Consider the following 23,742-nt stretch of genomic DNA (forward strand, 5'->3'; position numbering starts at 1 on the left):
AAAATAACTATAAAGAATCGATTATGAACTATATATCTAGAACGCTTACCTATAAAGACAAGAATGATAACCTAAAATATATCACTGATGATGAGCTGCTAAGCGTTAATCAATCCGTCGTTATCCTTGCTGAACCGGGTATGGGTAAGACCAGCTTACTTGAACATTTAAATAACTCTGAAAAAACTGCAAAATTTACAGCCTCAAGCTTCGTGAGAAGACCATTAGGGCGTTTGAAAGACATAGATAATTGTATTGTCTTAATAGATGCTTTAGACGAGTATCAATCAAAAGTTAGTTCTAATCCAATTGATGATATTTTAGCCAAACTTTTTGAGTTAGGTAGCCCACAGTTTATTTTGTCTTGTCGTCAAATCGAATGGAGTGAATCCTCAATTATTTCTATTAAAGACTATTACGATAAAGAGCCTATTATTACTAGCGTTCAGCCCTTTAATCGTACTGATGCCATTACCTTTTTAAATAAAAATGACAAATTTACAGGTGATGCCGAGGATATAATTCAGCGTCTGGACGAAGTCAACTTATCTGATTTTTATGAAAGTCCACTAACCTTAGAGTTATTGACGCATATTGATACTGAAACCCTTCCCGATAATAAAGCAGATATTTTAAACTTAGCTACTCAGAATTTATGGCAGGAAGTTAATGACCAAGCTCCCAATCATTTAAAAAAGACGGGAAAACAGACAATTCTAAAGTGTGCAGGCTTTATCTGCGCCACGCTTCTCTTGGCTCAAAAACAGGTTGTCTTTACAGGTATAACTGCTAAGACACTAGACCAAGCGTTAAACATGTATGAACTCAAAGTCGTGTATTCTGAGGAATTACTATTAGACACTCTAAAATGTCGAATCTTTAAAGCAACAGACGAAAGCCAATCCTTCAAACCGATGCACAGAACCATCGCAGAATTTTTAGGTGCTCGGTGGTTAGCCGAAATCATGACAGACCCAGTAACTAAGAAAAGAATTTTAGCTCAAATCATTCAGAACGATGGTGTTGTTTCTTCTTTACGTGGACTATTCTCATGGTTAGCTTATTTTAATCATGATTTAGCCAAAACTATTATTGAGACTGACCCTTATGGATTGATAGCGTATGCCGATACCAGCTTTTTTACCGATAGTCACAGCAGGATGATGTATGACGCTCTTCAAAAGCTAGTGAAGATGAACCCTTCATTTCGCCGAGAAAACTGGGACTGGCTAAAAGCAAAGGGGCTAGCTAATAAATCTCTACTGAAAGAATATCGAAAACTACTGTCGGACAAAGAAAGTGATTATAATTTACGCTCAAGTATTATTCAGATACTGCAAGATGCTGATTTCGTTAAAAAGTTAAGCGATGAATTAATAACAATTATACTAGAAGATGACCGCTATTATTCTGAACGTTTTGATGCATGTTTACTATTATTAGAGAAGAAAATTGACGTTGATTGGTCGAACATTTTGGATGAGCTTACAAACAGTAGTTTAGAAAGCAATTTACGATTAGTATGTGAATGTATAATGAGGAGAGATAATTATCATCTGATTGCAGATGAGCAACTCATTCGTCTTATCATCAACTCTCATCCATTGAAGAAAGGGATAGGACTTGATTCTATACTTACTCCTGATATGGGAAGCTATTACTACTTCGAAACCCTACCTTCTATCAGAGCAAACAATATTTTAAAATTACTGACAGTTGCGATAGAAGACTTGAAAATATCACCTTATGAAGTAAATCACAGTAACTCTAAAAATATTAATGGTTTAGTGTTTTTATTCTTAAAAAAGTATTTAGAAAGCAATCTTTCTGTAGATCCTCAAATCATAGCAAAGCCATTAATTTTTTTCTATCATAACGAATCTGATTTGATGGAACAGGATTTTCAAGATTATAGTAATTTTTTTACGTCTTACTTCGCTGAAAATACAACTTTGAGACTTGCTGTACAAAAGCTTTTGCTGGAATCAAATGATGTTCACGGTAGATTTTTTCAAGTAAGAGATTCTGTACTTTCAGCGTTATACCCTTCCATTAACGAAACTCTATCGCTTCTAACTTATGTGCAAAACTTAGAAGATAACCAATGTAATAAAGACCTTTGGAAAGATTTACTATTGCTCAATCGTAGCTACACTGGATTTGATAATAAAACTCTAAAGTACATATAGTCAATTTCCTTTAAAAATGTTATAAACTAAACCAACTAACCTATTACTATTATAAATACTCATGACTTATTCACTAGATTTTCGCAAACAAGTCCTTAAAAGCTTGGACGGGGGTATGACCTTTGCTCAAGCGGTTGATTTCTATGATCTTAGTCCAACCACCATACAAAACTGGAAGCGGCGTGTCCACAGCAAAACAACAAGGCAAACTAAACCTCATAAGATAAGCGATGACGTTCTGCTCAATGATGTTAAAGAGCATCCTGACGATTACCAGTATGAGCGAGCTCGTCGATTAAACTGTAGCCCATCAGGCATTTATCACGCCTTAAAGCGCTTAGGTATTAGCAAAAAAAAAGACCTTAGAGCATCCAAAAGCTTGCCCCCTAAAGAGAGCTAAGTATCTAAGCAAACTCAACGACTATATCACTCAAGGCTTTGCTATTGTATACATGGATGAAAGCGGCTTTGAGTCTGAAACCCTGCGTCCCTTTGGCTATGCACCCATTGGAACCCCATGCATTGATAGCTATAACTGGCAAAGTAAAAAAAGAACCAACGTTATTGGTGCTTTATATGAAAAGATACTGTTTGCGCTTGATTACTTTAATAAGAATATCAATGGCGACATATTCTACAACTGGTGCAAATATACCTTAATTCCAAGCCTTAAACGTAAGTGCGTGATTGTGATGGATAACGCAAGCTTTCATAAACGTGTGAAAAGACTGCTTAACAGGCATGGTCACAGGCTTCTATTCTTACCCCCTTATAGCCCTGACTTAAACCCTATTGAGAAAAAATGGGCACAAGCAAAGTTTCTACGCCAAGGATGGATGGAAAACGACTTATCTAAATTGTTTTATGATATTAATCCTTGTCATAACACTTTTATTTTGAATTGACTATAGAAGATTTTATTTTAGATAAGCCAGACTTAGTGAGTTTTTTTGAAAAATATAATCAACCTAGGCAAAAAAGTTCAAGAGAACTAAAGTATGAAAGAGAAAATAGAAATAGACGTCTAGAAAAAAAGCTAAACCAACAGAGAAGAAGAACTCAGTTAAGAAAAAACATAAAAAGACTTGAAGCAGGTAATTTTCATACTTGCTTTTATCCTGCCAATATCTTATTGAAACGTTATCCTGACTTGCCAAAAGACCCTTACCCTTACAATACTCTAGAACATCTGCTAAAAGAAGACTTAACATATTCAGCAAGGATAGGTTTCGAAAATGGCTTGTTTAATAATATTCCAGAGCCGTTAGACTTTGTACTCAATCGATATAAAGAAAAAGAGTCTGTACTATATGCTGGTATTTACTGCCGTTATTTAGATAATAAGTCCTTAGACGACTTAAGTGATAATGTTATTTTAGTATGTGCCATTATCATAGCTATTGAGAGTTACCTCAGCTTTAATGGTGACACTCAAACCAAAGTATTTGAAACAGTCAAAAAGCAAATCATTGACCGAAGACTAAAGAACAAACTGGTAGATATTCTATTAATGCCTCAGTTTGAGCATAAATGGCGACATATCAAAGGTATACACTGGTTGATAAAAACAGAAGTAACAGATATTGATATAGACAAGATTATCAATATTCTTGAAAACCATACTTTAAATAAGCAGAACCAAAGGCGTTTGATTGAAGCTATGATCAATCATGAAAGCCTTGATAAATTGGAGCCACTAATTTTTCGTAAGGTCAGCAGTATAGAACAATTAAGTGAAAATGATGATTTGGAAGATGCTAGTCTTTGGCTTGCTTTGTACAGCTATGCTGACGAAAAAAACTTCGTACTTAAAGCAAAGTGTTTTAGCTACACTCATGAACTCTATTGGCAACTAAGTGAGCTATATCAGCAAACTAGCTGTAGCAAAAAAGTCGTATGTACAGACTTTATGAAAGAGTGGATTATTTGTCGTTATCACTCTATTTTTCCAAATGTCGCTAGACCGGTAGGAACAAGTTGGGGTGACCGTAATCCGTGGCAAGCCAGCGATTTTGTTTACGGCTTACTCATAGATTTAAGTAACATACCCTCTAATAAAACTTATCAAGCTTTAAAGAGCTTTCAATTCTCAATTGATGATAGCTATCAGTTTCATCTTACTAATCTCCTAGCACAACAACAAAACAAAATACGTGAGCACGATTATATACCGCCCTCTTTAGATTGTTTGCTAAATATCTATGAAAATGAGTCACCTCAAGATTGTAGAGATTTGAAGGTACTCATTGTTACATTATTAGATGAGTTACAAGCAGAGATTTACGGAAGTGAGACAGACCCGCATAAAGCTTTTTATCAATCCATTGTAAAGGATGCAAAAAGTATCCCGCATGGTGAAAATGATTGTAGAGATAGGCTAGTAGATTTATTGAAGCCCAAGCTACACGCATATATTTTTAGCCTAGAGACTGAAAAAGATATGCCTGATGATAAAAGAGCAGATATAGTTTGTAGAAATGCTAGTTTACAACTTCCTATTGAAGTAAAAGGTCAATGGCATAAAGACATTTGGACTGCTATGAATAACCAGCTTGGTGACTTGTATTTAAAGGAATACCAATCTCAAGGACAAGGTATTTACCTGATATTTTGGTTTGGTCAGAACGTCGTTGCTAAAAGAAGTTTACACTCTACTGCCTTTAGTAAGACAGGTATCAGCGAAAAGCCGAATAGTGCAAAAGAATTAAAATCACTTCTAGATGATCGTATTGAAGACAAGTATAAGGGTGACATCGAAACATACGTTATGGATATTAGCCGTGACTAATATCCAATCAATATGTTACTAGCACCCCTTAAACTCAGCTTCTCTTCTCTCAATCATCGCCACTACACCCTCTTTAGCATCTTCTGAATGAAACAAATGTGGCAGATAGCCATGTATATTGGCGAGTGCCGCTTTTGCACCATTACGGCTGGCATCTTGTGCTGATGACAGTAACGCTTGTACACCAAGCGGTGCCGACTGGCAAATTTCTTTTGCGAGAGTAAGTGCTCGCTCGTACTCCGTCCCATTAGTGACCACTTCACTAACTAGATTGAGCTTATTCGCAGTTTGTGCATCGAATGGTTTGCCCGTTAATAGATATGGCATGGCTTTTTGCCAGCCAGCCGCTTGTACGAAGCGTACGGTCGCCCCGCCAAATGGCATAATACCGCGCTGGACTTCCATTTGTGCAAAGTTGCAGTTGTCACTAGCGATGACCACATCGCTATTTAACATCAGCTCAATTCCAGCGGTAAAACAGGTGCCTTGTACCGCGACCACGATAGGTTTGGTGCGTAATTTGCCACTAATACCCCACGGATCGATTTGACTATTATCAAATTCAAACGCGCCTTTGTCCCATTTATCCTGTAGCTCCATCAAGTCCAACCCAGCGGTAAAATGCTCACCATGCGCAAATATTAATGCACAGCGTAGATTGTCGTCATTGTCATAACGAGTCAGCGCCTCTGACAACTGCGCTATCATATGGCTGTCAAAGGCATTGCGTTTGTCCGCACGATTAAACCCAATCAAGCAAATATAATCTTGGGTGTCATAAGTGATGCGCTTGTCTGTGCTGTTAGTACTTTCCGTAGTCATGATTTCGTCCTTATTGAAATTATAGCTGTTGTATAGTCAGTCGTTATAAGCTTACTTTTAATATAGACATCCATCTACTATAACGCAAGCCGCAAAGCGCTGATTGATAGAAGCCACCATTAGTAAAAACGGGTATTAATAACAGTTGACCTCGTTTGTGATAAGTGAAACTATTATGCAAACTAAAGTATTACTCAGAGCACTTTATGGAATTTTGGCACGGTTTTTTACTTATCACCAGCGTCCATCTACTCGCTGCCGCCTCACCTGGTCCTGATTTTGTACTAGTCTCGCAGCAGACTTTAGCAAAAGGTCGACGTACGGGTTTGATCTGTAGCTTGGGTATTACCTTGGGTCTAGCTGTTCACATTATCTATTCGGTATTAGGACTGGCGACGGTAATCGCCCATTCGCAGCCATTATTGACCGCTATCAAATGGTTAGGCGGTAGTTATCTTATTTATTTGGGTTGGCAAGGCATTCAAGCCAAACCTAAAAAGCCATTAGACTCAGCAAATTCAGCAGACCCAACAGATTCAGTCGTTAGCGTTTCACAAGCCACGCCTACTGAGCAAGATCAGCCGCTTTCTAATAAAAACATCTCTACAAAAAGAGCTTCTAACACAGAAGTGTCTCTTAAAAAATCGTCTAGCAATACTGAATCTACAGTCGCCATTCTGCGCCGTGGCTTTTTCTGTAATGTGTTTAATCCGAAAGCGCCGGTATATTTTGTGGCGATATTTACTCTCGTATTATCACCAGATATACCCCTTTGGCAGCTGGCAATCTATGGCGTATGGATGATGGTCTTGCAGATGGCCTGGTTTAGCACGGTAGTGATGTTACTATCTATCCCTGCGATTCATCGCCGCTTTCAGCGCTTTGAGCATTGGATAGACCGCGTATTGGGCACAGCGATGATAGTATTGGGATTAAACCTAATTTTACGTAGCCGATAAGACATTAGTTAACCACAAAATCTGCTAAACTGACTGATTATATCCACACATCGTAAGCCCGATACTATGACAAGTAAGCCCATGACCAGCAGACCCATCAACAGTAATCATAAAAATAGATCCCCAGCTTCAATTCAAAAACTAGGCAAGCTGCATCCGCGCAATCCACACCAAGGTCGTTATGACTTTGCTGTATTGACTCGCGCATTGCCTGAGCTTGCCGACCATACCATTACCAATCCGAATGGCGAACCGACCATTAACTTCTCTGACCATCAGGCTGTACGTGTGCTCAATCAGGCACTGTTGGCTCATTATTATGGTGTTAAGTTTTGGGACATTCCGGCAGGCTATCTGTGTCCGCCAATTCCAGGACGTGCAGACTATATTCATTATATTGCTGATCTACTTGCGCAAACGACCCATATTAATGAAGACAATACCCCGCCTACAGGTAAGCAAATTCATGCTCTCGATATTGGTACTGGTGCCAGTGCCATATACCCTATTGTTGGTAGCCAAAGTTATGGCTGGCGCTTTACTGCCACTGATATTGACCCAGTATCTGTTAATACAGCAGCGCTTATTTGTGAGGCCAACCCCAAACTAAAAGGCGCGGTTAAAGTAAAACTACAGCCTGAGCCTAAGAGCATTTTTGCTAATATTATCGGTCGCCAGGATTACTTTGATGTAGTTATTTGCAACCCGCCATTTCACGCCTCTCTTGAAGAAGCTATGGAATCTAATAGCCGTAAGCAAAACAATCTACAAAAGCACCGTGCTAAAAATGACAAGGTGAATCAAAGCTCGTCTAAATCTGGCGACGCCGTGCAAAATTTAAATTTTGGTGGTCAGCATAAGGAATTGTGGAGTGAAGGTGGCGAAATCACCTTTTTGACTAAGTTCGCTAAAGAGAGTCAAAACTTCGCAGAGCATGTCGGTTGGTTTACCACTTTGGTATCAAAATCTGAAAACATTAAACCGTTACAGCTATTATTAAAACAACTTGATGTCGCACAAATGCGCATCATTGAGATGAGTCAGGGACAAAAAAATACCCGTATATTGGCATGGCGTTTTGATACTGACGAAGAATAGTAAATGTAGTTATTAATAATAAAAGTTTCACGTGAAACAAAAACACCGCTTTGGTTACCAAAGCGGTGTTTTTAATTATGGTGATAAAACTTGTGCTTAGTTGACTAAAGAACACCTCTTCCCTTCATTTAGAGTTCGCTGTCTTTAATACTTCCATTCGATGGTTGGAAATTGCCAATCGTAGCGAATAGCCAGCATGCGTAAGGTAAAAATCGTACCCATAGCTGAGATGTCAGCAACCCAATCGGTCACGCCCAAATTCTGCAGTGCAAAGTAGAGAACACCGCCCGTTAAAGCGGCGGAGATATAAATCTCTTGCTGAAGCACTAGCGGAATCTCGTTACAGATCATATCGCGAATGATGCCGCCAACCACAATAGTAATCACACCTAACAGTAATGCCACTGGCATATTTTCGCCCATGTTATCGGCAACCTTGACCCCGATTAAAGTAAATGCTGACAGACCGATAGTATCGGAAAGTTTGAGGAACTTATCGACTCGTCTTGAATTAGGGTGAAAAAATATTTGCATCAACAATGAAGATATTGTGATAACCGTAAGGTAGCTCATATCCTCCATCCAGAATAACGGATGACGATCTAAAATCACATCGCGTACCGTGCCGCCACCAATAGCAGTGACTATAGATACCAGCAAGCAGCCAAATACATCAAAGTTTTTATGTTTGGCCAGTATTGTGCCCGAAATACTGCAAGCCACAATGCCGATCATATCAAACAAATATATCAAAGAGCGTGGATCAAAAGTAGTGATCAGCGCTACAGGGTCTAATGCGATAGCCAACATAGGCAAGTCTCACTAATGTCGTAATTATTATTAAACGATATGGGGAGTGTTAACTCTAAAAAACAGTCTCTGTCAGTGCCATGGTCGAATGTTCAACACAGCCTAGGCATGCTAACTATACATACATACATTCATTTATCTTTTCACTTATTATAATGAATTGTGTAACTGAGTTTCACGTGAAACAAAAATACCGCCTTGGATGCCAAAGCGGTATTTTTATGTTTTTGAGCAAGGACTGCCTTTTAAACCTAGATATCCCAGTTAGATATCTAAGTTAGATATCTAAGTTAGACACTGTCAGTGCATTTTCTTCAATAAAGATGCGACGCGGTTCAACATGATCACCCATTAGACAGGTAAACATATGGTCGGCGGCGATGGCATCTTCGATTGTGACGCGTAACATCCGGCGATTCTCAGGATCCATAGTGGTATCCCAAAGCTGATCGGCGTTCATCTCACCCAGCCCTTTATAGCGCTGAACAGATAAACCGCGACGCGCCTCTAGCATCATTTGTTGCCACAGGTAATCAAAATCACGTACTGGAATGTCTTTACTAGTTCCTGACGTAGCTTCACGGCGGATAAAGGCACCTTCTTCTAACAAGGTATTCCACTCACTTGATAGGCGCAATAGACGCGAATATTCACCCGAGTTGATAAAGCTGGCATCAAGCAGATAATGATGCGCTAACTGATGCACATAAACGGTTATGCGTGGCAACCACTGTGCTTTAGTCGATAGCATTTCGCTATTTTCTGCCACTTTAATTTCGTTTTCAGTACCGGTTTCAGTATTAATATCGGCATCAGTATTAAGTTCAGCTTCTACTGGTTGCGGCTTCATACCGAGCAGATCTGCAGTTACGGCATCCATTACCTTAGGTTGCGGCGCGTGGATATTAACTAATTTAATCTCGGGATTCAGCTCACTACCAAAGTGATTAAGCTGGACCTGTAGCGTGTCTTGCCATGCTTGCATCGCAGACAAATCATAAGTCATATCTGTTGTAAGCTTTGGCGTATGAGTTAAGGCATCTAACAAAACTGCTGGATAACGAATTTGCAAACGCGCTTTGATCAGCTGAGTTTGGTTATAGTCGTTCAGCAGATTCTCAAGTGCTTGACCCGTAATCGCCGGCGCCTCATCATTGATATGTAACTTAGTATTATCAATAGTTGACGATAACAAATAAGCTTTCAGTGCTTCATCGTCTTTTAGATATAGCTCTTGACGACCTTTTTTCACTTTATATAGTGGCGGCTGAGCAATATAAATATAACCACGCTCAATCAGTTCGGGCGTTTGACGGAAAAAGAAGGTTAATAGTAGGGTTCTAATATGCGACCCATCAACGTCCGCATCGGTCATAATGATGATTTTATGATAGCGTACTTTATCAGGGTTATATTCGTCAGGACCAATACCGCAGCCTAATGCAGTGATTAGGTTGCCAACTTCTGCAGAAGATAACATCTTGTCGAAGCGGGCGCGCTCAACGTTTAGAATCTTCCCTTTCAATGGTAAAATTGCTTGAGTCTTACGACTGCGACCTTGCTTGGCTGAACCGCCAGCAGAGTCCCCTTCCACGATGTAAAGCTCTGATAATGCGGGGTCTTTTTCTTGGCAATCTGCAAGCTTACCTGGCAGACCTGCGATATCTAAAGTGGTTTTGCGACGAGTCATTTCACGTGCTTTACGAGCCGCATCACGGGCACGAGCAGCATCAATAATCTTGGCCGCGATAGCTTTGCCTGCACTTGGATTTTCTTGTAGATAGTCATTAAATTTATTGTGCATTGCTGATTCAACAGCTGGTTTTACTTCACTTGATACTAGCTTGTCTTTAGTTTGACTAGAGAACTTTGGATCAGGGACTTTAACCGAAACAATCGCTGTTAGGCCTTCTCGCGCATCATCACCGGTAGCGACGACTTTTTCTTTTTTAAATAAGTTTTCGCGGTCCATATAAGTATTGAGACAACGCGTCAATGCTGAGCGAAAGCCTGATAAATGGGCGCCACCATCGCGCTGTGGAATGTTGTTAGTGAAGCACAGTACTTTTTCGTTATAAGTGTCCGTCCACTGTAATGCTACTTCGACACTGATACCCTCATCTTGGTTACTGATGAAATGGAACACATCATTGACGCCATCTTTGCCAGCATTAATGTAGCTGACAAATTCAGACAAACCACCTTTATGCTCAAACTCATGACGCTTATCAATACGCTCATCAGTCAAGATAATACGTACACCTGAGTTTAAAAACGATAACTCACGTAAACGTTTGGCCAAAATATCATATTCAAAAACCGTACCCGTGAATACGTCTGTACTGGGATAAAAACGGATTTGGGTACCTGTCTTGTCGGTAGCTTCCATTTGCTGGATGTCGCCATCTGGTACGCCATCAGTGTAGGTTTGCTGATAGTGATGCCCTTCACGCCAAATGTTCATTTCAAGCTTTTTAGACAGGGCATTGACTACAGAGACCCCCACACCATGCAAGCCGCCTGAGACTTTATAACTGTTGTCATCAAACTTACCACCAGCATGTAGTACGGTCATAATAACCTGCGCGGCTGATACACCTTCTTCTGGATGGATATCTACAGGCACGCCGCGACCATTATCACTGACACTCACCGACTCATCTTCATGGATAATGATGTCGATTCGGTCACAATGACCAGCAAGCGCCTCATCGATGGAGTTATCTACCACCTCAAAAACCATATGATGTAAACCAGTACCATCATCGGTGTCACCAATATACATCCCAGGACGCACGCGCACCGCTTCTAGCCCACGCAATACGCGAATATCTTTGGAGCTATAGTCGGACGGGTTGCTTTCAGTAACAGCGTCGGGGGCGATGGTTTGAACAGTGGTATCTGACGTCATCTGTTCATTATCAGTAGGTAATGACTCACTCATGTACATTCCTTAATCAAGCCATAATCAGCTATTTATCACGATCACACCACTACGGTGCCTCATCATGACGTTATCTCAGACTTAACGTATTAATATTAAGCGCTTTAATTGAAAACCTTTAGTTAAAAGGATTTAGTTAAAATATTTCAATAAAAACCTATAGGCGGCATATAAAATATAGAAAACCTTGAATTATTAGTCTAACCACAGGCTTCATTTTTTTCTAAACATTATAGAAGACGAGGCTATTAAATAAAACCCAAACTTATCAACTACTTAGCGCTTTATACATACCAAATACGAAATTTATAAAGTTATGAGATAACTTGCTGAAAATAGGACAAAAACAAAGCCTCATTTTAGCATTTTTTTGCCTCTAAGTCACTGTTTACTGGCAGTTTTATACCCACTGCTACAGTAGGTTATGATTGCGGGAATCTATATAAAATAGCAGCCAATATAAAAGTGAATAACAACAAATGAAGCAGATACGGAAAGAGACTAGGCTAAGCTTAGCTAAAAACAATGAAATTAATGGCTTAAGGAATTAGGATAAAAACCCTAATAGATAGACAGTTATTAATAAGAAGACAGCACGCCTTGTTTCATGTGAAACATACTTGGGTTTGACCAGTATTTATTAATAAGAGGCAAAATATCAGCGGTCAGACTGGTTATGAAAACCTGGCAAGGCAGCTGAGACAAGGTTGATAGCAAAATATCTAATGCCCTATCGTCTAGCTCTGCGGTAATATCATCAAGTAAAACCACTGGGGTAGCATTTGTGTGATTAGAGCGTTGTGAGGTGTCAGCTGTTTCTGTATTGTTGAGTAGCTCGGTATTATTAAGAAGCAAAGGCAGTTGCGACAGACGCAGCGCAGTAATCAACAGCTTTTTTTCACCGCGAGACAGTATATTTGCCGCTTGTTCTTTTATTATAGGTAGCTTTGCGGCAATACCAGATGCCGGCTCTTCATCTATCACTTTATCTATCGTTTCGTCCACTACTGTAGAATTTGCCGATAAACGGCTATTGTTAGAGCGCCAATGCACATGAAGATCAGCACGGTGGCTGCCTGTACGGGTATAACCCAGCTGTAAATCTTGCGTTAAGCGTTCTGTTAGCTGCACATCAAGAGCAATACTAGCATCATAGCCGGGGTTATAACTGAGGCTCAGTTGCTGGGCATAAGATGGCAATAGACGCTGAATACTGTCTTCAAAATAAGGCTGCCAGGCTTCGAATATCCGCGCACGATAATGATGAATCAAAGCGGCATGACTCGCTAGCCCTTGATCCCAGGCTTTTAGCTCGGCATGCTGACTATATGATAGATGTTTGGTTTGTTTAAGTAGACTATTGCGCTGTTTTAATAAACGCTGGTATGCCACCCATTGTGGATGAAAGCCCTGTTTCATGTGAAACACTAACCAATCTAATAGTTGGCGGCGACTGGCACTGCCCTGCTCTAGCATATCCATCGTCGATGGATCTATTAACAAGGTTGGCAATTGTTCCGTTAAAATACTTTGATTATAAACTGTGGTTTGATTCAGCCGTAAAACTGTAGTGGCATCAGCTTGTTTTTGAATCGCCAATGTACCACCATCAGACAGTTTGGCGTGTACAGTTGCCGCATTTTGATGATGCTGGATATAACGTTTGGGCTGATGATGACGGAAACTTTTGCCGCGTGACAATAAAAATATAGCTTCCAGCAGTGAGGTTTTACCACTGCCGTTGGCGCCAATGATGACATTACATGCTGCCGTCTGTAGATTAACCTGACTAAGATTGCGCAGATGTGAGACTTGTAGACGTTCAATCATAATAATCAAAAAAGCCTGTTAGATATTGTCTATTGTTGCCTGCCTAAATGATAAAAAAACCAACTAGATACGCATCGGCATAATCACATACTGATGTAAGTCATCATTAAGCTGATTGACCAGTACCGAGGCGTTTGATTGACTCATGTGCATCTGCAAGTCACCTTGAATAACACCAAGTACATCTTGTAGATAAGCGGCATTAAAGGACAGCTCCATCGGCTCACCTTCATACTTAGCTTGTATCATTTCAACTGCTTCGTCTTGTTCAGCATTGTTAGCGCGTACTTCTACCATACCGTCGCTGGCGAAATTAAACACCACACCGCGAGACTTCTCATTACTCAAGATAGCGACACGACGCAGTACATCAGCCATTTTCTCTTGATTAAATAGCGCTAATTTATCAGTATTGCTAGGCATAACACGACGATAGTCAGGAAATTTACCATCAATAAGACGCGCGGTAAAGGTAACCATTAAATTTTGACTGACTTGTCCTGTGCTATCAACATCGCCAAACGGTAGGCTGACTTGCAAAAACTCACGACCGAAACTTAATGTCACCACGCTATCTTGGTCACTGAGCATTTTTCCCAACTCAGTGGTCAAACGTTCAAGCTCAATGACTGCTTTACGCGGTAAGATAGCCTGCATATTTAAATCTGCGCTAACGTCAATGACGCTGCGAGCCAATGCCAGTCTATGGCCATCAGTAGCCACAGTCGTTAGTTGCTGCTGCGAGACATCAAATAGCATACCAGTAAGATAATAGCGTACATCTTGAATCGCCATCGCAAACTGAGTCTTATGTATTAAGTCAGTAAGACGACTACGATTAATAGTTAATGGCGTGATGTTTTCAGGATTACCTAAGCTTGGATAATCTTCCGCAGGTAGTGTTCCCAGAGTAAATCGGCTCTTACCACTGGTAAGTAAACAGCGCTCATTTCCTTGGGTTGCGAGATTAACCTGTGCTTGGGCAGGTAATGACTTACAAATATCTTTTAGCTTCATCGCTGGTAAAGTAGTCATACCTGGTTCAGTACAGGCACCTGCCGGTAATTTGAGAGTTGAAGTCAGCTCTACCTCTAAATCAGAAGCCGTTAAGATCAGCTCAGATTCGGACAACTGCAGCTTAATATTGCCCAAGATAACCATATTGTGGCGTTTATCGGCAGCCTTGGCGATCAAATTTATGGCTTTTAGTAACGACTCTCGATTAATCGATAATTGCATGCTGGGTTACTCTTATTTGAATGGCTGTTATGTTGCTAGTTTTTCTTTGAATGTTATTTTTTTCAAACTCTTTTATTCTACTAGCGTTGATTTTCAGTGCCTTGAGACTATGTTAGCCATGCTGACTTACACCAATACAAATATATGAATATAGAAACATAAAGTGTACAGATATCGTATTTATTGAAAAAATAGTATTCATCAGTCATTTATAAACGGTTAATAGCTATTACTGACTGACTTGTAACGCAATGCTCAATAAATAAGCACCTTTTATTTTTAACCATTATAAACCATATCTACTGGCTAAAACACAATAGTAACGACATCCTCTATTAAGCTTGTAGCATCATCGCCAGCGACTTGTAATCCTTGTCAAATGCAGGATCTGCCGCCCGTAGTTCCGCTACTTTATCACAGCCATGCATCACCGTTGTGTGATCACGACCTCCAAAGAACTGGCCAATCTCAGGAAAGCTGTCGCCTGTAAGCTCGCGCGATAATGCCATAGCAATTTGGCGTGGGCGGGCGATACTACGCGTACGCTTACGACCCATTAAATCTTTTATCGTCACATCGTAATACTCTGCGACTACTTTACGGATATTGTCCATATTAACGGCTTGTACGCGCATAGCCACGATATCTTTTAGTGCGTACTGCACCATTTCAAGTGTAATCGGCGCCCCAGTTAAATTAGCATTGGCAAATACTTGATTCAATGCGCCCTCTAAACGTCTAACATTAGAGACCACATTTTGAGCAATAAATAACGCACAATCTTTGGGTAAGGTCATCCCATACCAGGCGGCCTTTTTCTGTAATATTTGCACGCGCGTATCAATCTCAGGCGGATCAACGGCGACTGTCAAACCCCAAGAAAATCGTGAGCGAAAACGTTCATCGAATTCAGTCATTTGTGAAGGATGACGGTCAGAAGCTAAAATAAGTTGTTTGTCACCACTAGTAAAATCAGCGAATAATGTTAGAAACTCATTACTACTTTTGGTTTTTCCAGCTAGCACATGAATATCATCAACAATTAATAAATCTACTTTTTTTATTTTCTTTTTAAAGTCTTCTATTTTATTATTTCTTAATGAATAAACCAGTTGGTTAATAAATTTTTCAGAAGTAAAGTAATAAAAACTTCTATTATTTTTTAAATAGCGATGTGCAACCGAATGCATTAAATGCGTTTTTCCCAAACCAGAAGGTCCGTATATGAACAAAGGGTTATGACGATTTTTTGATTGACGCTTACTTAGCTCATAACAAGCTTTATAGGCAAGATTATTAGATTTACCTGTAACAAAAGTTTCAAAGGTAAAGTCAGGATTGAGATAACTTAGCGATTTGGTATCAGCAGAGTCAACGAGCGCAGCGTGCTGCATAGCACCGTCATTATCTGCCTGCCTGCTACTGGTTTTTGTAACCTGAAGCGCTAGGGGAGGGGATGGGTTATTCTCCTCAAATAAAGAGCCTGACGTTTGAGGTTCACTATCTGCCGGCTCGTAATTGGGTTGTTCGCTGTTGTTAGCGTGATCAACACGGACGATGACTTCTTCAATGCTACCCTGACTGTGCTTAGTAACCAATTTCTGAATATCATGTAGGTGGTTCTTTTTGATGTAAGAAACAAAGTAATCATTGGGAGCCCGAATGATAAGCGTCTGTGCTTCTTGATGTGCTGACAGGGGTCTCAACCACATAGTAAATACGTTATCTTTAACGTGATAGCGCAAATCATCTAAGCATCTATCCCAAATTGTAGCAGTATCTATCATGAAAAATATTAGCCTCATAACTTAAAGTAATTCGACTCTCTAGGCGTTCGTTATTAAACACCTAGTAACGAGTATAAACTCTGCGAGCGGCACTAAAACTAGTGGCACAAAATGGTCGTTTGTGCGGGATGCTAATTTAACATAAACAGCCTGTGGATAACATCTAATTTTTTGTGGATAAAGCTGTGGATAGTTTTGTGGATAAGTCTTGATGTTGAGTTATCCATATTCCACCCACAGGTTGTCCACAGGTTTACCCATAGCCTAGTCTTTTGATATTAAAGAGGAAAAGTGACTTAACCACAGATATTATGCCTCCCAACAACAACAATACTTATATATATTAATTAATAGTTATTATGGAATAGCGACATTTCTGTGGATAACTTTGTAAACTGTACTGAAAATTTGAGCTAGTTTTCACTTTCACAGTTGACAATAATTTATCAGTAACCCATTAATATTTGAATCAATTGCATTGCTTATTCACAACCATTAGTAAAAAATAACGAGCAAAGAGGATTAGTTGATTGACCCAAATATGATGGAATGATATAATCCTTCGTTATTACGGATTTAGTCCATTATTTTGATAGGTGAGTTATGAAACGTACATTCCAACCAAGCGTCATCAAACGCAAGCGTACTCACGGTTTCCGTGCTCGTATGGCAACTAAAAAAGGCCGTCAGGTCCTAGCACGTCGCCGCGCTAAAGGTCGTCATCGTCTTACCGTATAGTCCAATCAATCGGTAACATACGACCTTCATGGCTCATGATGCGCGTTGTGCGTCTATTATTTATAGACCATATTTAATTATCAATATTGACCACAACCTTCACATAGCTATATATTAAAAGCGCCCACATCGGCGCTTTTTTTGTCGCTACATTTCGTCATGCTTATTTCGATACTGCTATTAGCTCTCATTTTAGGTTGTACTATGCCCGACATCATCCCAGCTACACCCACTGCCTGTTTCACCAAAGAGCAGCGCCTGCTGACACCAGCTGCCTTTCGTGAGGTGTTTGATGCACCTGAGCGTAAACTACATCAAAGTCATCTGATGGCTTTTGTGAGCTCTAATATCCACGCTCAGCCGCGTATAGGTATGGCAATTACCAAACGTAAGGTACCTACTGCTGTCATCCGTAATTTAATTAAGAGAAAAATAAGAGAGCAGTTTCGTAGGCAAGCCTATAGTTTAGAAAACAAAGATATTGTTTTCATTGTTAAAAAGTCTTTAAAAGATATTGATAAAAAAGAATTAGAGAATCAAATAAATAATATATTTAAAAAAATAGAAAAAAAGTAAAATGAATAATTTAATAAAAAATATAAATATTTTTTTCTATAAATTATTTTCTAGCCTTATATTCATTTATCAAAAAATAATTAGTCCTATAACACCTGCTCGTTGTCGGTACTACCCAACATGCTCAAACTACGGTAAACAGGCGTTAGCATGGCATGGTGTTTGGGCAGGTAGCTGGTTACTATTAAAACGTATTGGTCGCTGTCAGCCTTGGGGTGGACATGGCATTGATTTTGTACCGCTACCTTTAGCGTCTTATATTTATCATTATTTACCTGTCACTGTCACTGGTTCTAATGCGAATACAGCTACTGTTGCAACAGATAGAGATAATCACGTTTATCGTGATAACGTTAGCTATGGCGCTCGTTTAAATCACCTTCTGAAACCGTAATAATTTCAACACTTTATAAGTGCTTTGAGTCACCTACCAGCTTATCTATACTGTTGGTATCATTTAAGGTGGTTTTTTAGTAAAATGATGAGCATTTTATGCCAATGACAACTGGCGTCGTGGCTCTACACAAAAGCTGCGGCTAAATCTTGGTCATGGCACACGCCCAAATTTTTCACTCTAGGATAGGTTTATGCAAAAGATATTTCGGGTGATGATCATCATTGCGATGTTGATCACCGCTTATCTGCTGATTTTGGCATGGCGAGATGATAATGCTGATGCGCCTGCTGTAGATGCAGAGCCAATAACTGCAACCTCAGTAGGTGCTGATATTCCATCTACCACTGGTGCAGCAGGTGACATCCCGGTACAGACGTTACCTACTGATGTTAGTGTGGCGGCAACTGTGCCGACTGCATCGACTAAAGATGCGGGTCTCATCACGGTAACGACTAACCGCTATGATATCAAAATCAGTCCAGAAGGTGGCGATATCGTCTATGCTGCCCTCAAGCAGTATGATGCGACGCTCGATGGTGAAAAGCCTTTTGTATTGCTAGAGAATGATAGCAATCGTGTTTATGTGGCTCAGTCTGGTCTTATTGGTAAAGATGGTATTGATACTGCGGCAGGTCGTGCTACTTACAGTCATACAACCAACAGTTATGTCATGAAAGAGGGACAACAAACGTTATTAGTACCGCTCACGTACAAAAAAGATGGCGTTACGATTACCAAGACTTTTACTTTTACCCATGATGAATACCCTATTGATGTTAGCTACCAGATCCAGAACGCGTCTACGCAGCCATGGCAAGGACAGTTATTTGCGCAACTAAAGCGTGATGATAGTAAAGATCCTGGTATGTCTGATAAAGGCGCGCTGAGCATGGCGACCTATTTAGGTGGCGCTTGGGGTACACCTGATGACCCTTACAACAAGTTGAAGTTTGATGACTTTAGTGATGGTGAATTGACTACGACCAGTGATAAAGGTTGGGTTGGTATCGTGCAGCATTATTTTGTATCAGCATGGACGCCTAACAACTTCACCGGTCAATTCTTCAGTCGTGAAACTGGCGATGAATACTTTATAGGTTTTAATAGCCAGCCTATTAATGTCGCAATGAATAAGCAAGCAACGTTAAGTGCAACGCTATACGCAGGGCCAAAAGTACAGTCTGAGCTTAAAGATGTTGCTGTTGGTCTGAATCAGACGGTCGATTATGGTCTGTTATGGCCAATCTCAAAAATATTATTTGCGATACTTGATGGTATTCATAACATCCTTGGTAACTGGGGTTGGTCAATCATTGGTTTGACGGTTTTAGTTAAGTTTGCCTTGATGTGGTTCTCTAACAAGAGCTATTACTCAATGGCGAAGATGCGTGCTATTGCACCGCGTCTAGCAGCGCTTAAAGAAGAGCACGGCAGCGACCGGATGAAAATGTCGCAAGAGATGATGGGGATTTATAAGGAAGAAAAGGTCAATCCAATGGCCGGTTGTCTGCCTATATTAATGCAGATGCCTATCTTTTTAGCCCTGTATTGGGTGCTGGTCGAGAGTGTTGAGCTACGTCATGCCCCTTGGATCTTATGGATTCAGGATTTATCAGCGATGGATCCGTGGTTTATTTTACCACTACTGATGGGTGCTTCTATGTTTGTACAGCAGCAGCTTAACCCACAGCCAACTGATCCCATGCAAGCGAAAGTAATGAAGTTTTTACCGATTATCTTTACCGCTTTCATGCTGTTCTTCCCTGCAGGTCTGGTATTATACTGGACAGTTAACAACTTATTTAGTATGACGCATCAATATATCGTCAATAAAAAAGTTCAAGAAGAGCAAAAACTGCGTACTGTTAAAGTGCTTGATTAATGAGTTGGTCCATAACTAGTTAGGTTAATAACTAAAAAACCATCGCTCTAGCGGTGGTTTTTTTATGCAATATTTCATCGTTCTGTGCTGAGCAAAACTAAATAAAAAACACCAAACACCGTTATATAAAGTTTGCTTTGTCAGTCTAGGCCGAGCCGTCTATAATGGGGTTTTTAGCTATTGAGAGTAAGTGTGGATACTGACGCAACCTTGTCACCGCCAACTGATCTACCAGATCCGTCTACTGTATCTGGATTGGCCACGATTGCCGCCATTGCTACCCCTCTTGGACGAGGCGGAGTAGGAGTTATCCGTTTGTCAGGAGCTAAGGCGTATGCTATCGCTTGTCAACTGACCGGTAAGTCTGCTTTTACCCCAAGATTAGCAAGCTTTTGCCGTTTTTACCAAGCGGATGGTACGACTATTGATGAAGGGCTAGTGCTGTATTTTAAAGCACCCCATTCCTTCACGGGTGAAGACGTGATTGAGCTGCAAGGTCATGGCGGTATGATATTACAGAGCCAGCTGTTAGCGCGGACCTTTGAATTGGGTGCGAAGCAAGCTGGTGCTGGTGAATTTTCTTATCGTGCTTTTGATAATGACAAACTAGATTTGGTACAGGCAGAAGCTATTGCTGATGCCATCGATGCGACCAGTGCTGCTGCTGCCAGTAGTGCGATTCGATCATTGAGTGGCGAGTTTTCACAAAAAATTAACCAGCTACTAGAACAACTTATTCACTTGCGTTTACATGTCGAAGCAGCCATTGATTTTCCTGATGAAGAAGACGTTGATTTCTTATCTGATGGGGTGATTCAGAATAAGCTTGAGCAAACCCAAGCACAGATCCAGCAAGTATTGGAAACTGCTAAGCAAGGTCAGTTATTACGTGATGGTATTCACGTGGTATTAGCAGGTAGGCCAAATGCGGGTAAATCTAGCTTGCTTAATCGTCTGGCAGGTCAAGAGCGCGCTATCGTCACCGAAGTGGCGGGTACTACTCGTGATACCTTACAAGAAACGGTCGTACTGAATGGTTTAACGCTACATTTGACTGATACTGCAGGCTTGCGTGATACCGAAGATACGGTAGAACGCATCGGCATTGCACGTGCACGCACTGCTATCAAACAGGCAGATATATTATTAATGGTTTATGACGTTACGCGTGATATCGAGGATAATGGCACACCGCTACAATTAGCAGAGCAGTTGTTCGGCGAGTTACCAGATGCTGAGCGCCTATTCATTATTGCCAATAAAAGCGATTTATTAAGTGATTCTTTAAGCACTAAGGTAAACGATAACGTCACTGCTATTTCTCAAGCCCAAATCAATAATCAAGGTTATGAACAGGTGCACGTTTCATGTGAAACAGGTGCCGGTATCGAAGAGTTAGTTGAAGTCTTATGTGCCAAAGTAGGGTTTCATCCCCCCGAAAACAGCCTAATTGCCCGTACTCGCCACTTAGATGCCTTAAGACGAACGGCCAATCACCTAATAGAAGCCCACGAACAGTTGACGGTGTTCAGCGCCGGTGAGTTGGTCGCCGAAAGCTTACGTCAAGCGCAGATTAGCTTAGGCGAAATCACTGGAGAGTTTAGTGCTGATGATTTATTAGGCAAAATTTTTGGCAGTTTTTGTATTGGCAAATGATGCACTAAGTCTATTAATGCGTCGTTTAAAATAAAGTCTCTAAGGAATGACTCCGCCTGTTATAGTTAGGTCATTCTAAAACGAATAAAGCGAGGCTGAAAATTTTTTGCAGCCTCTAGTGTGGCATAGCCGCCCAGTAAGCAAGAAAACTTTCACTAGCTGCAGGTCATAGTTCAATATTAACGGCGTAGCTAGTTTATTTTGTATTAACTATATCAACCTAGCTTTCGGTACGAACACAAGGAAAATGGTATGCATTGTCCTTATTGTAATGCGTCAGAGACTAAAGTTATTGACTCACGTTTGGCTGCTGAAGGTGCGCAAGTCCGTCGGCGTCGGCTTTGCAGTAGCTGCCAAGAGCGTTTTACCACTTTTGAGATGGTAGAAGTGGTTATGCCACGGATTATTAAATCAAGTGGCAAAATAGAGCCCTATGACAATGAAAAACTACGTCGCTCTATCCTGCTACCGCTACAAAAACGACCGATTACTATCGATGAACAAGAAGCCATGATCAGTCGTATTGAGAAGCGAGTACGGCAAATGGGTGAGCGTGAGATTAGCAGTAAAGTGTTAGGAGAGATCATTATGAGCGAGCTAAAAACGCTTGACGACGTTGCTTATGTGCGCTTCGCTAGTGTCTACCGCGACTTTCAAGATATTGATGCTTTTCATCAGGAAATTGCTAATATTCGCCCTATAGAGAAAAATGACAATTAACTATGTATAGCAACCATCAGCTCCTTTTTTATTAAGTGTAATCTCTTTATGCCAACATTAAACCACGCGCAAGATGCTCAGGACCGCTATTTTATGATGCTCGCTATAGAGCAGGCGAATTTTGGCCTATACACTACTAGGCCTAATCCTGCCGTAGGCTGCGTAATCGTAAAAGCAGAACAAGTGGTTGGACAAGGGTTTCATCCACAAGCGGGGCAACCGCATGCCGAAGTGTTCGCGCTTAAACAGGCAAGAACGCAAGCAGTAGGTGCGACGGCTTATGTGACTCTGGAACCCTGCAGCCATACTGGACGCACACCACCTTGCGCCCGAGCCCTTATTGATGCCGGTATTAAGCGGGTAGTGATTGCTGGTCTTGATCCCAATCCACAAGTTGCCGGTCGTGGAGTAGCCCTGTTAAAACAGGCTGGCATTGAGGTTATAGTTGGGACATTAAATGCTCAGGCAGAAGCGTTAAATAAAGGGTTTTTAAAGGCCATGCGTACGCAAATGCCTTATGTGCGACTCAAGATTGCGACCAGTCTTGATGGTCGTACCGCGATGGCGACAGGCGAGTCAAAATGGATTACTTCAGCAGCCGCACGAGAAGATGTGCAGAAACTGCGTGCGCAAAGTGGCGCTATCATTACCGGAAGCTCGACTGTCATCGCGGATGATCCACAGTTAAATGTACGCTCTACCCAGTTAGGGGTAGCTCCTGAGCAAGTGCCTGTACCACTAATTGTGGTACTTGATCGACGCAAGCGTTTAATACACGATGCGCAATCTTCTTATCGGTTATGCCGCCAACCAAAGACTTTATACTGGCGTGAAGACAATCTGCACCAGCTACTACAAACGTTAGTCAGTGAGCACCAGTGCTATGAGGTATTAGTAGAGGCGGGTGCTAGTGTCGCAGGAAGTTTTTTGAGTCAGCAGCTAGTAGATGAGTTGATTGTTTATCAAGCGCCTTGCTTATTAGGCGCGCAAGCTCGAGCAATGGTTGAATTCAACCCCCTATCTTTAGCGCAGCAACTGCGTTTTGATTATCACAGCCATGAGCCAGTCGGTACTGATATTAAACTTACCTTACTGCCCCTCTAAATAGCTAATATATCTAAATCAGCTGTGCATAAGTGCTTGGTTATCCACAATATTATCAAGTTGTGCTATAAATGTGGATAACTCCACTACTTTAAGTTAAGTTTCACATGAAACTGTGTATAACTTTATATAGTTATGTTTCACATGAAACTTTTAAATAACTAATAAACCGCTAATTCATAAAATAACCTTCTATTAATCAA

18 protein-coding genes and 1 pseudogene are annotated in these 23,742 nt (G+C 40.7%); 13 read left to right on the forward strand and 6 right to left on the reverse strand.

Annotation, left to right across the window (positions count from 1 at the left end):
- The first annotated feature begins 23 nt into the window (after positions 1–23).
- The 4 genes and pseudogenes from H4W00_RS02420 to H4W00_RS02430 all read left to right on the forward strand — a co-directional run bounded on the left by H4W00_RS02420 (position 24) and on the right by H4W00_RS02430 (position 4,977).
- A complete protein-coding gene (locus tag H4W00_RS02420; RefSeq protein ID WP_209956064.1) occupies positions 24–2,189 on the forward strand; it encodes an NACHT domain-containing protein in 2,166 nt (721 codons plus the stop codon).
- A 61-nt stretch (positions 2,190–2,250) separates the two neighbouring features.
- Entirely contained in the window at positions 2,251–2,589 is a 339-nt protein-coding gene (locus tag H4W00_RS12540; RefSeq protein WP_334684838.1) for an IS630 transposase-related protein, read from the forward strand.
- A 13-nt stretch (positions 2,590–2,602) separates the two neighbouring features.
- Positions 2,603–3,094 (forward strand): annotated as a pseudogene (locus tag H4W00_RS12545) (IS630 family transposase); the annotation flags it as partial.
- On the forward strand, positions 3,091–4,977 hold the full coding sequence (locus tag H4W00_RS02430; protein WP_209956066.1) for a hypothetical protein: 1,887 nt from the start codon (positions 3,091–3,093) through the stop codon (positions 4,975–4,977). The pseudogene H4W00_RS12545 and the gene H4W00_RS02430, both read left to right, overlap by 4 nt.
- Positions 4,978–4,995: 18 nt before the next feature.
- On the opposite strand, the gene H4W00_RS02435 is transcribed toward H4W00_RS02430, so the two are convergent.
- The gene (locus H4W00_RS02435; protein ID WP_209956069.1) at positions 4,996–5,799 is read right to left on the reverse strand and encodes a crotonase/enoyl-CoA hydratase family protein; all 804 of its coding nucleotides are present in this window, start codon (positions 5,797–5,799) and stop codon (positions 4,996–4,998) included.
- Positions 5,800–6,005: 206 nt separating this feature from the next.
- Between H4W00_RS02435 and H4W00_RS02440 the strand changes: the two genes are divergently transcribed.
- Together H4W00_RS02440 and rlmF are read left to right on the forward strand one after the other, a co-directional pair.
- Positions 6,006–6,758, forward strand: coding sequence for a LysE family translocator (locus tag H4W00_RS02440; protein ID WP_209956071.1), 753 nt, complete (start codon positions 6,006–6,008; stop codon positions 6,756–6,758).
- Between the two features lie 66 nt (positions 6,759–6,824).
- Entirely contained in the window at positions 6,825–7,856 is a 1,032-nt protein-coding gene (gene rlmF / locus H4W00_RS02445; RefSeq protein WP_209956073.1) for a 23S rRNA (adenine(1618)-N(6))-methyltransferase RlmF, read from the forward strand.
- A 144-nt stretch (positions 7,857–8,000) separates the two neighbouring features.
- On the opposite strand, the gene H4W00_RS02450 is transcribed toward rlmF, so the two are convergent.
- From H4W00_RS02450 to dnaA, 5 genes are all read right to left on the reverse strand, one after another.
- Positions 8,001–8,666, reverse strand: a complete 666-nt coding sequence (locus H4W00_RS02450; protein WP_209956075.1) for a trimeric intracellular cation channel family protein — start codon at positions 8,664–8,666, stop codon at positions 8,001–8,003.
- A 277-nt stretch (positions 8,667–8,943) separates the two neighbouring features.
- Positions 8,944–11,610 (reverse strand): DNA topoisomerase (ATP-hydrolyzing) subunit B, encoded by a 2,667-nt coding sequence (gene gyrB / locus H4W00_RS02455; RefSeq protein ID WP_327192700.1) that lies wholly within the window; start codon positions 11,608–11,610, stop codon positions 8,944–8,946.
- A 579-nt stretch (positions 11,611–12,189) separates the two neighbouring features.
- A complete protein-coding gene (gene recF / locus H4W00_RS02460) occupies positions 12,190–13,440 on the reverse strand; it encodes a DNA replication/repair protein RecF (RefSeq protein ID WP_209956077.1) in 1,251 nt (416 codons plus the stop codon).
- Positions 13,441–13,503: 63 nt separating this feature from the next.
- Entirely contained in the window at positions 13,504–14,679 is a 1,176-nt protein-coding gene (gene dnaN, locus H4W00_RS02465; protein WP_209956079.1) for a DNA polymerase III subunit beta, read from the reverse strand.
- A gap of 335 nt (positions 14,680–15,014) precedes the next feature.
- Positions 15,015–16,466, reverse strand: a complete 1,452-nt coding sequence (gene dnaA / locus H4W00_RS02470) for a chromosomal replication initiator protein DnaA (RefSeq protein ID WP_209956081.1) — start codon at positions 16,464–16,466, stop codon at positions 15,015–15,017.
- A gap of 603 nt (positions 16,467–17,069) precedes the next feature.
- On the opposite strand from dnaA, the gene rpmH reads away from it, so the two are divergent.
- From rpmH to ribD, 7 genes are all read left to right on the forward strand, one after another.
- On the forward strand, positions 17,070–17,204 hold the full coding sequence (rpmH, locus tag H4W00_RS02475) for a 50S ribosomal protein L34 (protein WP_007394757.1): 135 nt from the start codon (positions 17,070–17,072) through the stop codon (positions 17,202–17,204).
- A 204-nt stretch (positions 17,205–17,408) separates the two neighbouring features.
- Entirely contained in the window at positions 17,409–17,780 is a 372-nt protein-coding gene (rnpA, locus tag H4W00_RS02480) for a ribonuclease P protein component (protein ID WP_209956082.1), read from the forward strand.
- 1 nt (position 17,781) lies between these two features.
- Entirely contained in the window at positions 17,782–18,174 is a 393-nt protein-coding gene (gene yidD, locus H4W00_RS02485) for a membrane protein insertion efficiency factor YidD (RefSeq protein ID WP_209956085.1), read from the forward strand.
- Between the two features lie 193 nt (positions 18,175–18,367).
- The gene (gene yidC, locus H4W00_RS02490) at positions 18,368–20,059 is read left to right on the forward strand and encodes a membrane protein insertase YidC (RefSeq protein ID WP_209956087.1); all 1,692 of its coding nucleotides are present in this window, start codon (positions 18,368–18,370) and stop codon (positions 20,057–20,059) included.
- Positions 20,060–20,269: 210 nt separating this feature from the next.
- Positions 20,270–21,715: a tRNA uridine-5-carboxymethylaminomethyl(34) synthesis GTPase MnmE gene (mnmE, locus tag H4W00_RS02495; protein WP_209958843.1), complete on the forward strand. Its 1,446-nt coding sequence runs from the start codon at positions 20,270–20,272 to the stop codon at positions 21,713–21,715.
- Positions 21,716–21,967: 252 nt separating this feature from the next.
- Positions 21,968–22,435, forward strand: a complete 468-nt coding sequence (nrdR, locus tag H4W00_RS02500; RefSeq protein WP_209956089.1) for a transcriptional regulator NrdR — start codon at positions 21,968–21,970, stop codon at positions 22,433–22,435.
- 48 nt (positions 22,436–22,483) lie between these two features.
- Positions 22,484–23,539 carry a bifunctional diaminohydroxyphosphoribosylaminopyrimidine deaminase/5-amino-6-(5-phosphoribosylamino)uracil reductase RibD gene (gene ribD, locus H4W00_RS02505; protein ID WP_209956091.1) on the forward strand — a complete coding sequence of 352 codons (1,056 nt, stop codon included), beginning with the start codon at positions 22,484–22,486 and terminating at the stop codon, positions 23,537–23,539.
- Positions 23,540–23,742: the final 203 nt, after the last annotated feature.

Origin of the sequence: Psychrobacter sp. PL19, from assembly GCF_017875835.1 — a bacterium.
Lineage (GTDB): Bacteria > Pseudomonadota > Gammaproteobacteria > Pseudomonadales > Moraxellaceae > Psychrobacter.

What these genes read in the sequence shown, in the direction of transcription:
- H4W00_RS02420 (WP_209956064.1), top strand. Translation starts at nt 24, where the DNA reads ATGAACTATATATCTAGAACGCTTACCTATAAAGACAAGAATGATAAC.
- H4W00_RS12540 (WP_334684838.1), top strand. Translation starts at nt 2,251, where the DNA reads ATGACTTATTCACTAGATTTTCGCAAACAAGTCCTTAAAAGCTTGGAC.
- H4W00_RS02435 (WP_209956069.1), bottom strand. Translation starts at nt 5,799, where the DNA reads ATGACTACGGAAAGTACTAACAGCACAGACAAGCGCATCACTTATGAC.
- H4W00_RS02440 (WP_209956071.1), top strand. Translation starts at nt 6,006, where the DNA reads ATGGAATTTTGGCACGGTTTTTTACTTATCACCAGCGTCCATCTACTC.
- rlmF (WP_209956073.1), top strand. Translation starts at nt 6,825, where the DNA reads ATGACAAGTAAGCCCATGACCAGCAGACCCATCAACAGTAATCATAAA.
- H4W00_RS02450 (WP_209956075.1), bottom strand. Translation starts at nt 8,666, where the DNA reads ATGTTGGCTATCGCATTAGACCCTGTAGCGCTGATCACTACTTTTGAT.
- gyrB (WP_327192700.1), bottom strand. Translation starts at nt 11,610, where the DNA reads ATGAGTGAGTCATTACCTACTGATAATGAACAGATGACGTCAGATACC.
- recF (WP_209956077.1), bottom strand. Translation starts at nt 13,440, where the DNA reads ATGATTGAACGTCTACAAGTCTCACATCTGCGCAATCTTAGTCAGGTT.
- dnaN (WP_209956079.1), bottom strand. Translation starts at nt 14,679, where the DNA reads ATGCAATTATCGATTAATCGAGAGTCGTTACTAAAAGCCATAAATTTG.
- dnaA (WP_209956081.1), bottom strand. Translation starts at nt 16,466, where the DNA reads ATGATAGATACTGCTACAATTTGGGATAGATGCTTAGATGATTTGCGC.
- rpmH (WP_007394757.1), top strand. Translation starts at nt 17,070, where the DNA reads ATGAAACGTACATTCCAACCAAGCGTCATCAAACGCAAGCGTACTCAC.
- rnpA (WP_209956082.1), top strand. Translation starts at nt 17,409, where the DNA reads ATGCCCGACATCATCCCAGCTACACCCACTGCCTGTTTCACCAAAGAG.
- yidD (WP_209956085.1), top strand. Translation starts at nt 17,782, where the DNA reads ATGAATAATTTAATAAAAAATATAAATATTTTTTTCTATAAATTATTT.
- yidC (WP_209956087.1), top strand. Translation starts at nt 18,368, where the DNA reads ATGCAAAAGATATTTCGGGTGATGATCATCATTGCGATGTTGATCACC.
- nrdR (WP_209956089.1), top strand. Translation starts at nt 21,968, where the DNA reads ATGCATTGTCCTTATTGTAATGCGTCAGAGACTAAAGTTATTGACTCA.
- ribD (WP_209956091.1), top strand. Translation starts at nt 22,484, where the DNA reads ATGCCAACATTAAACCACGCGCAAGATGCTCAGGACCGCTATTTTATG.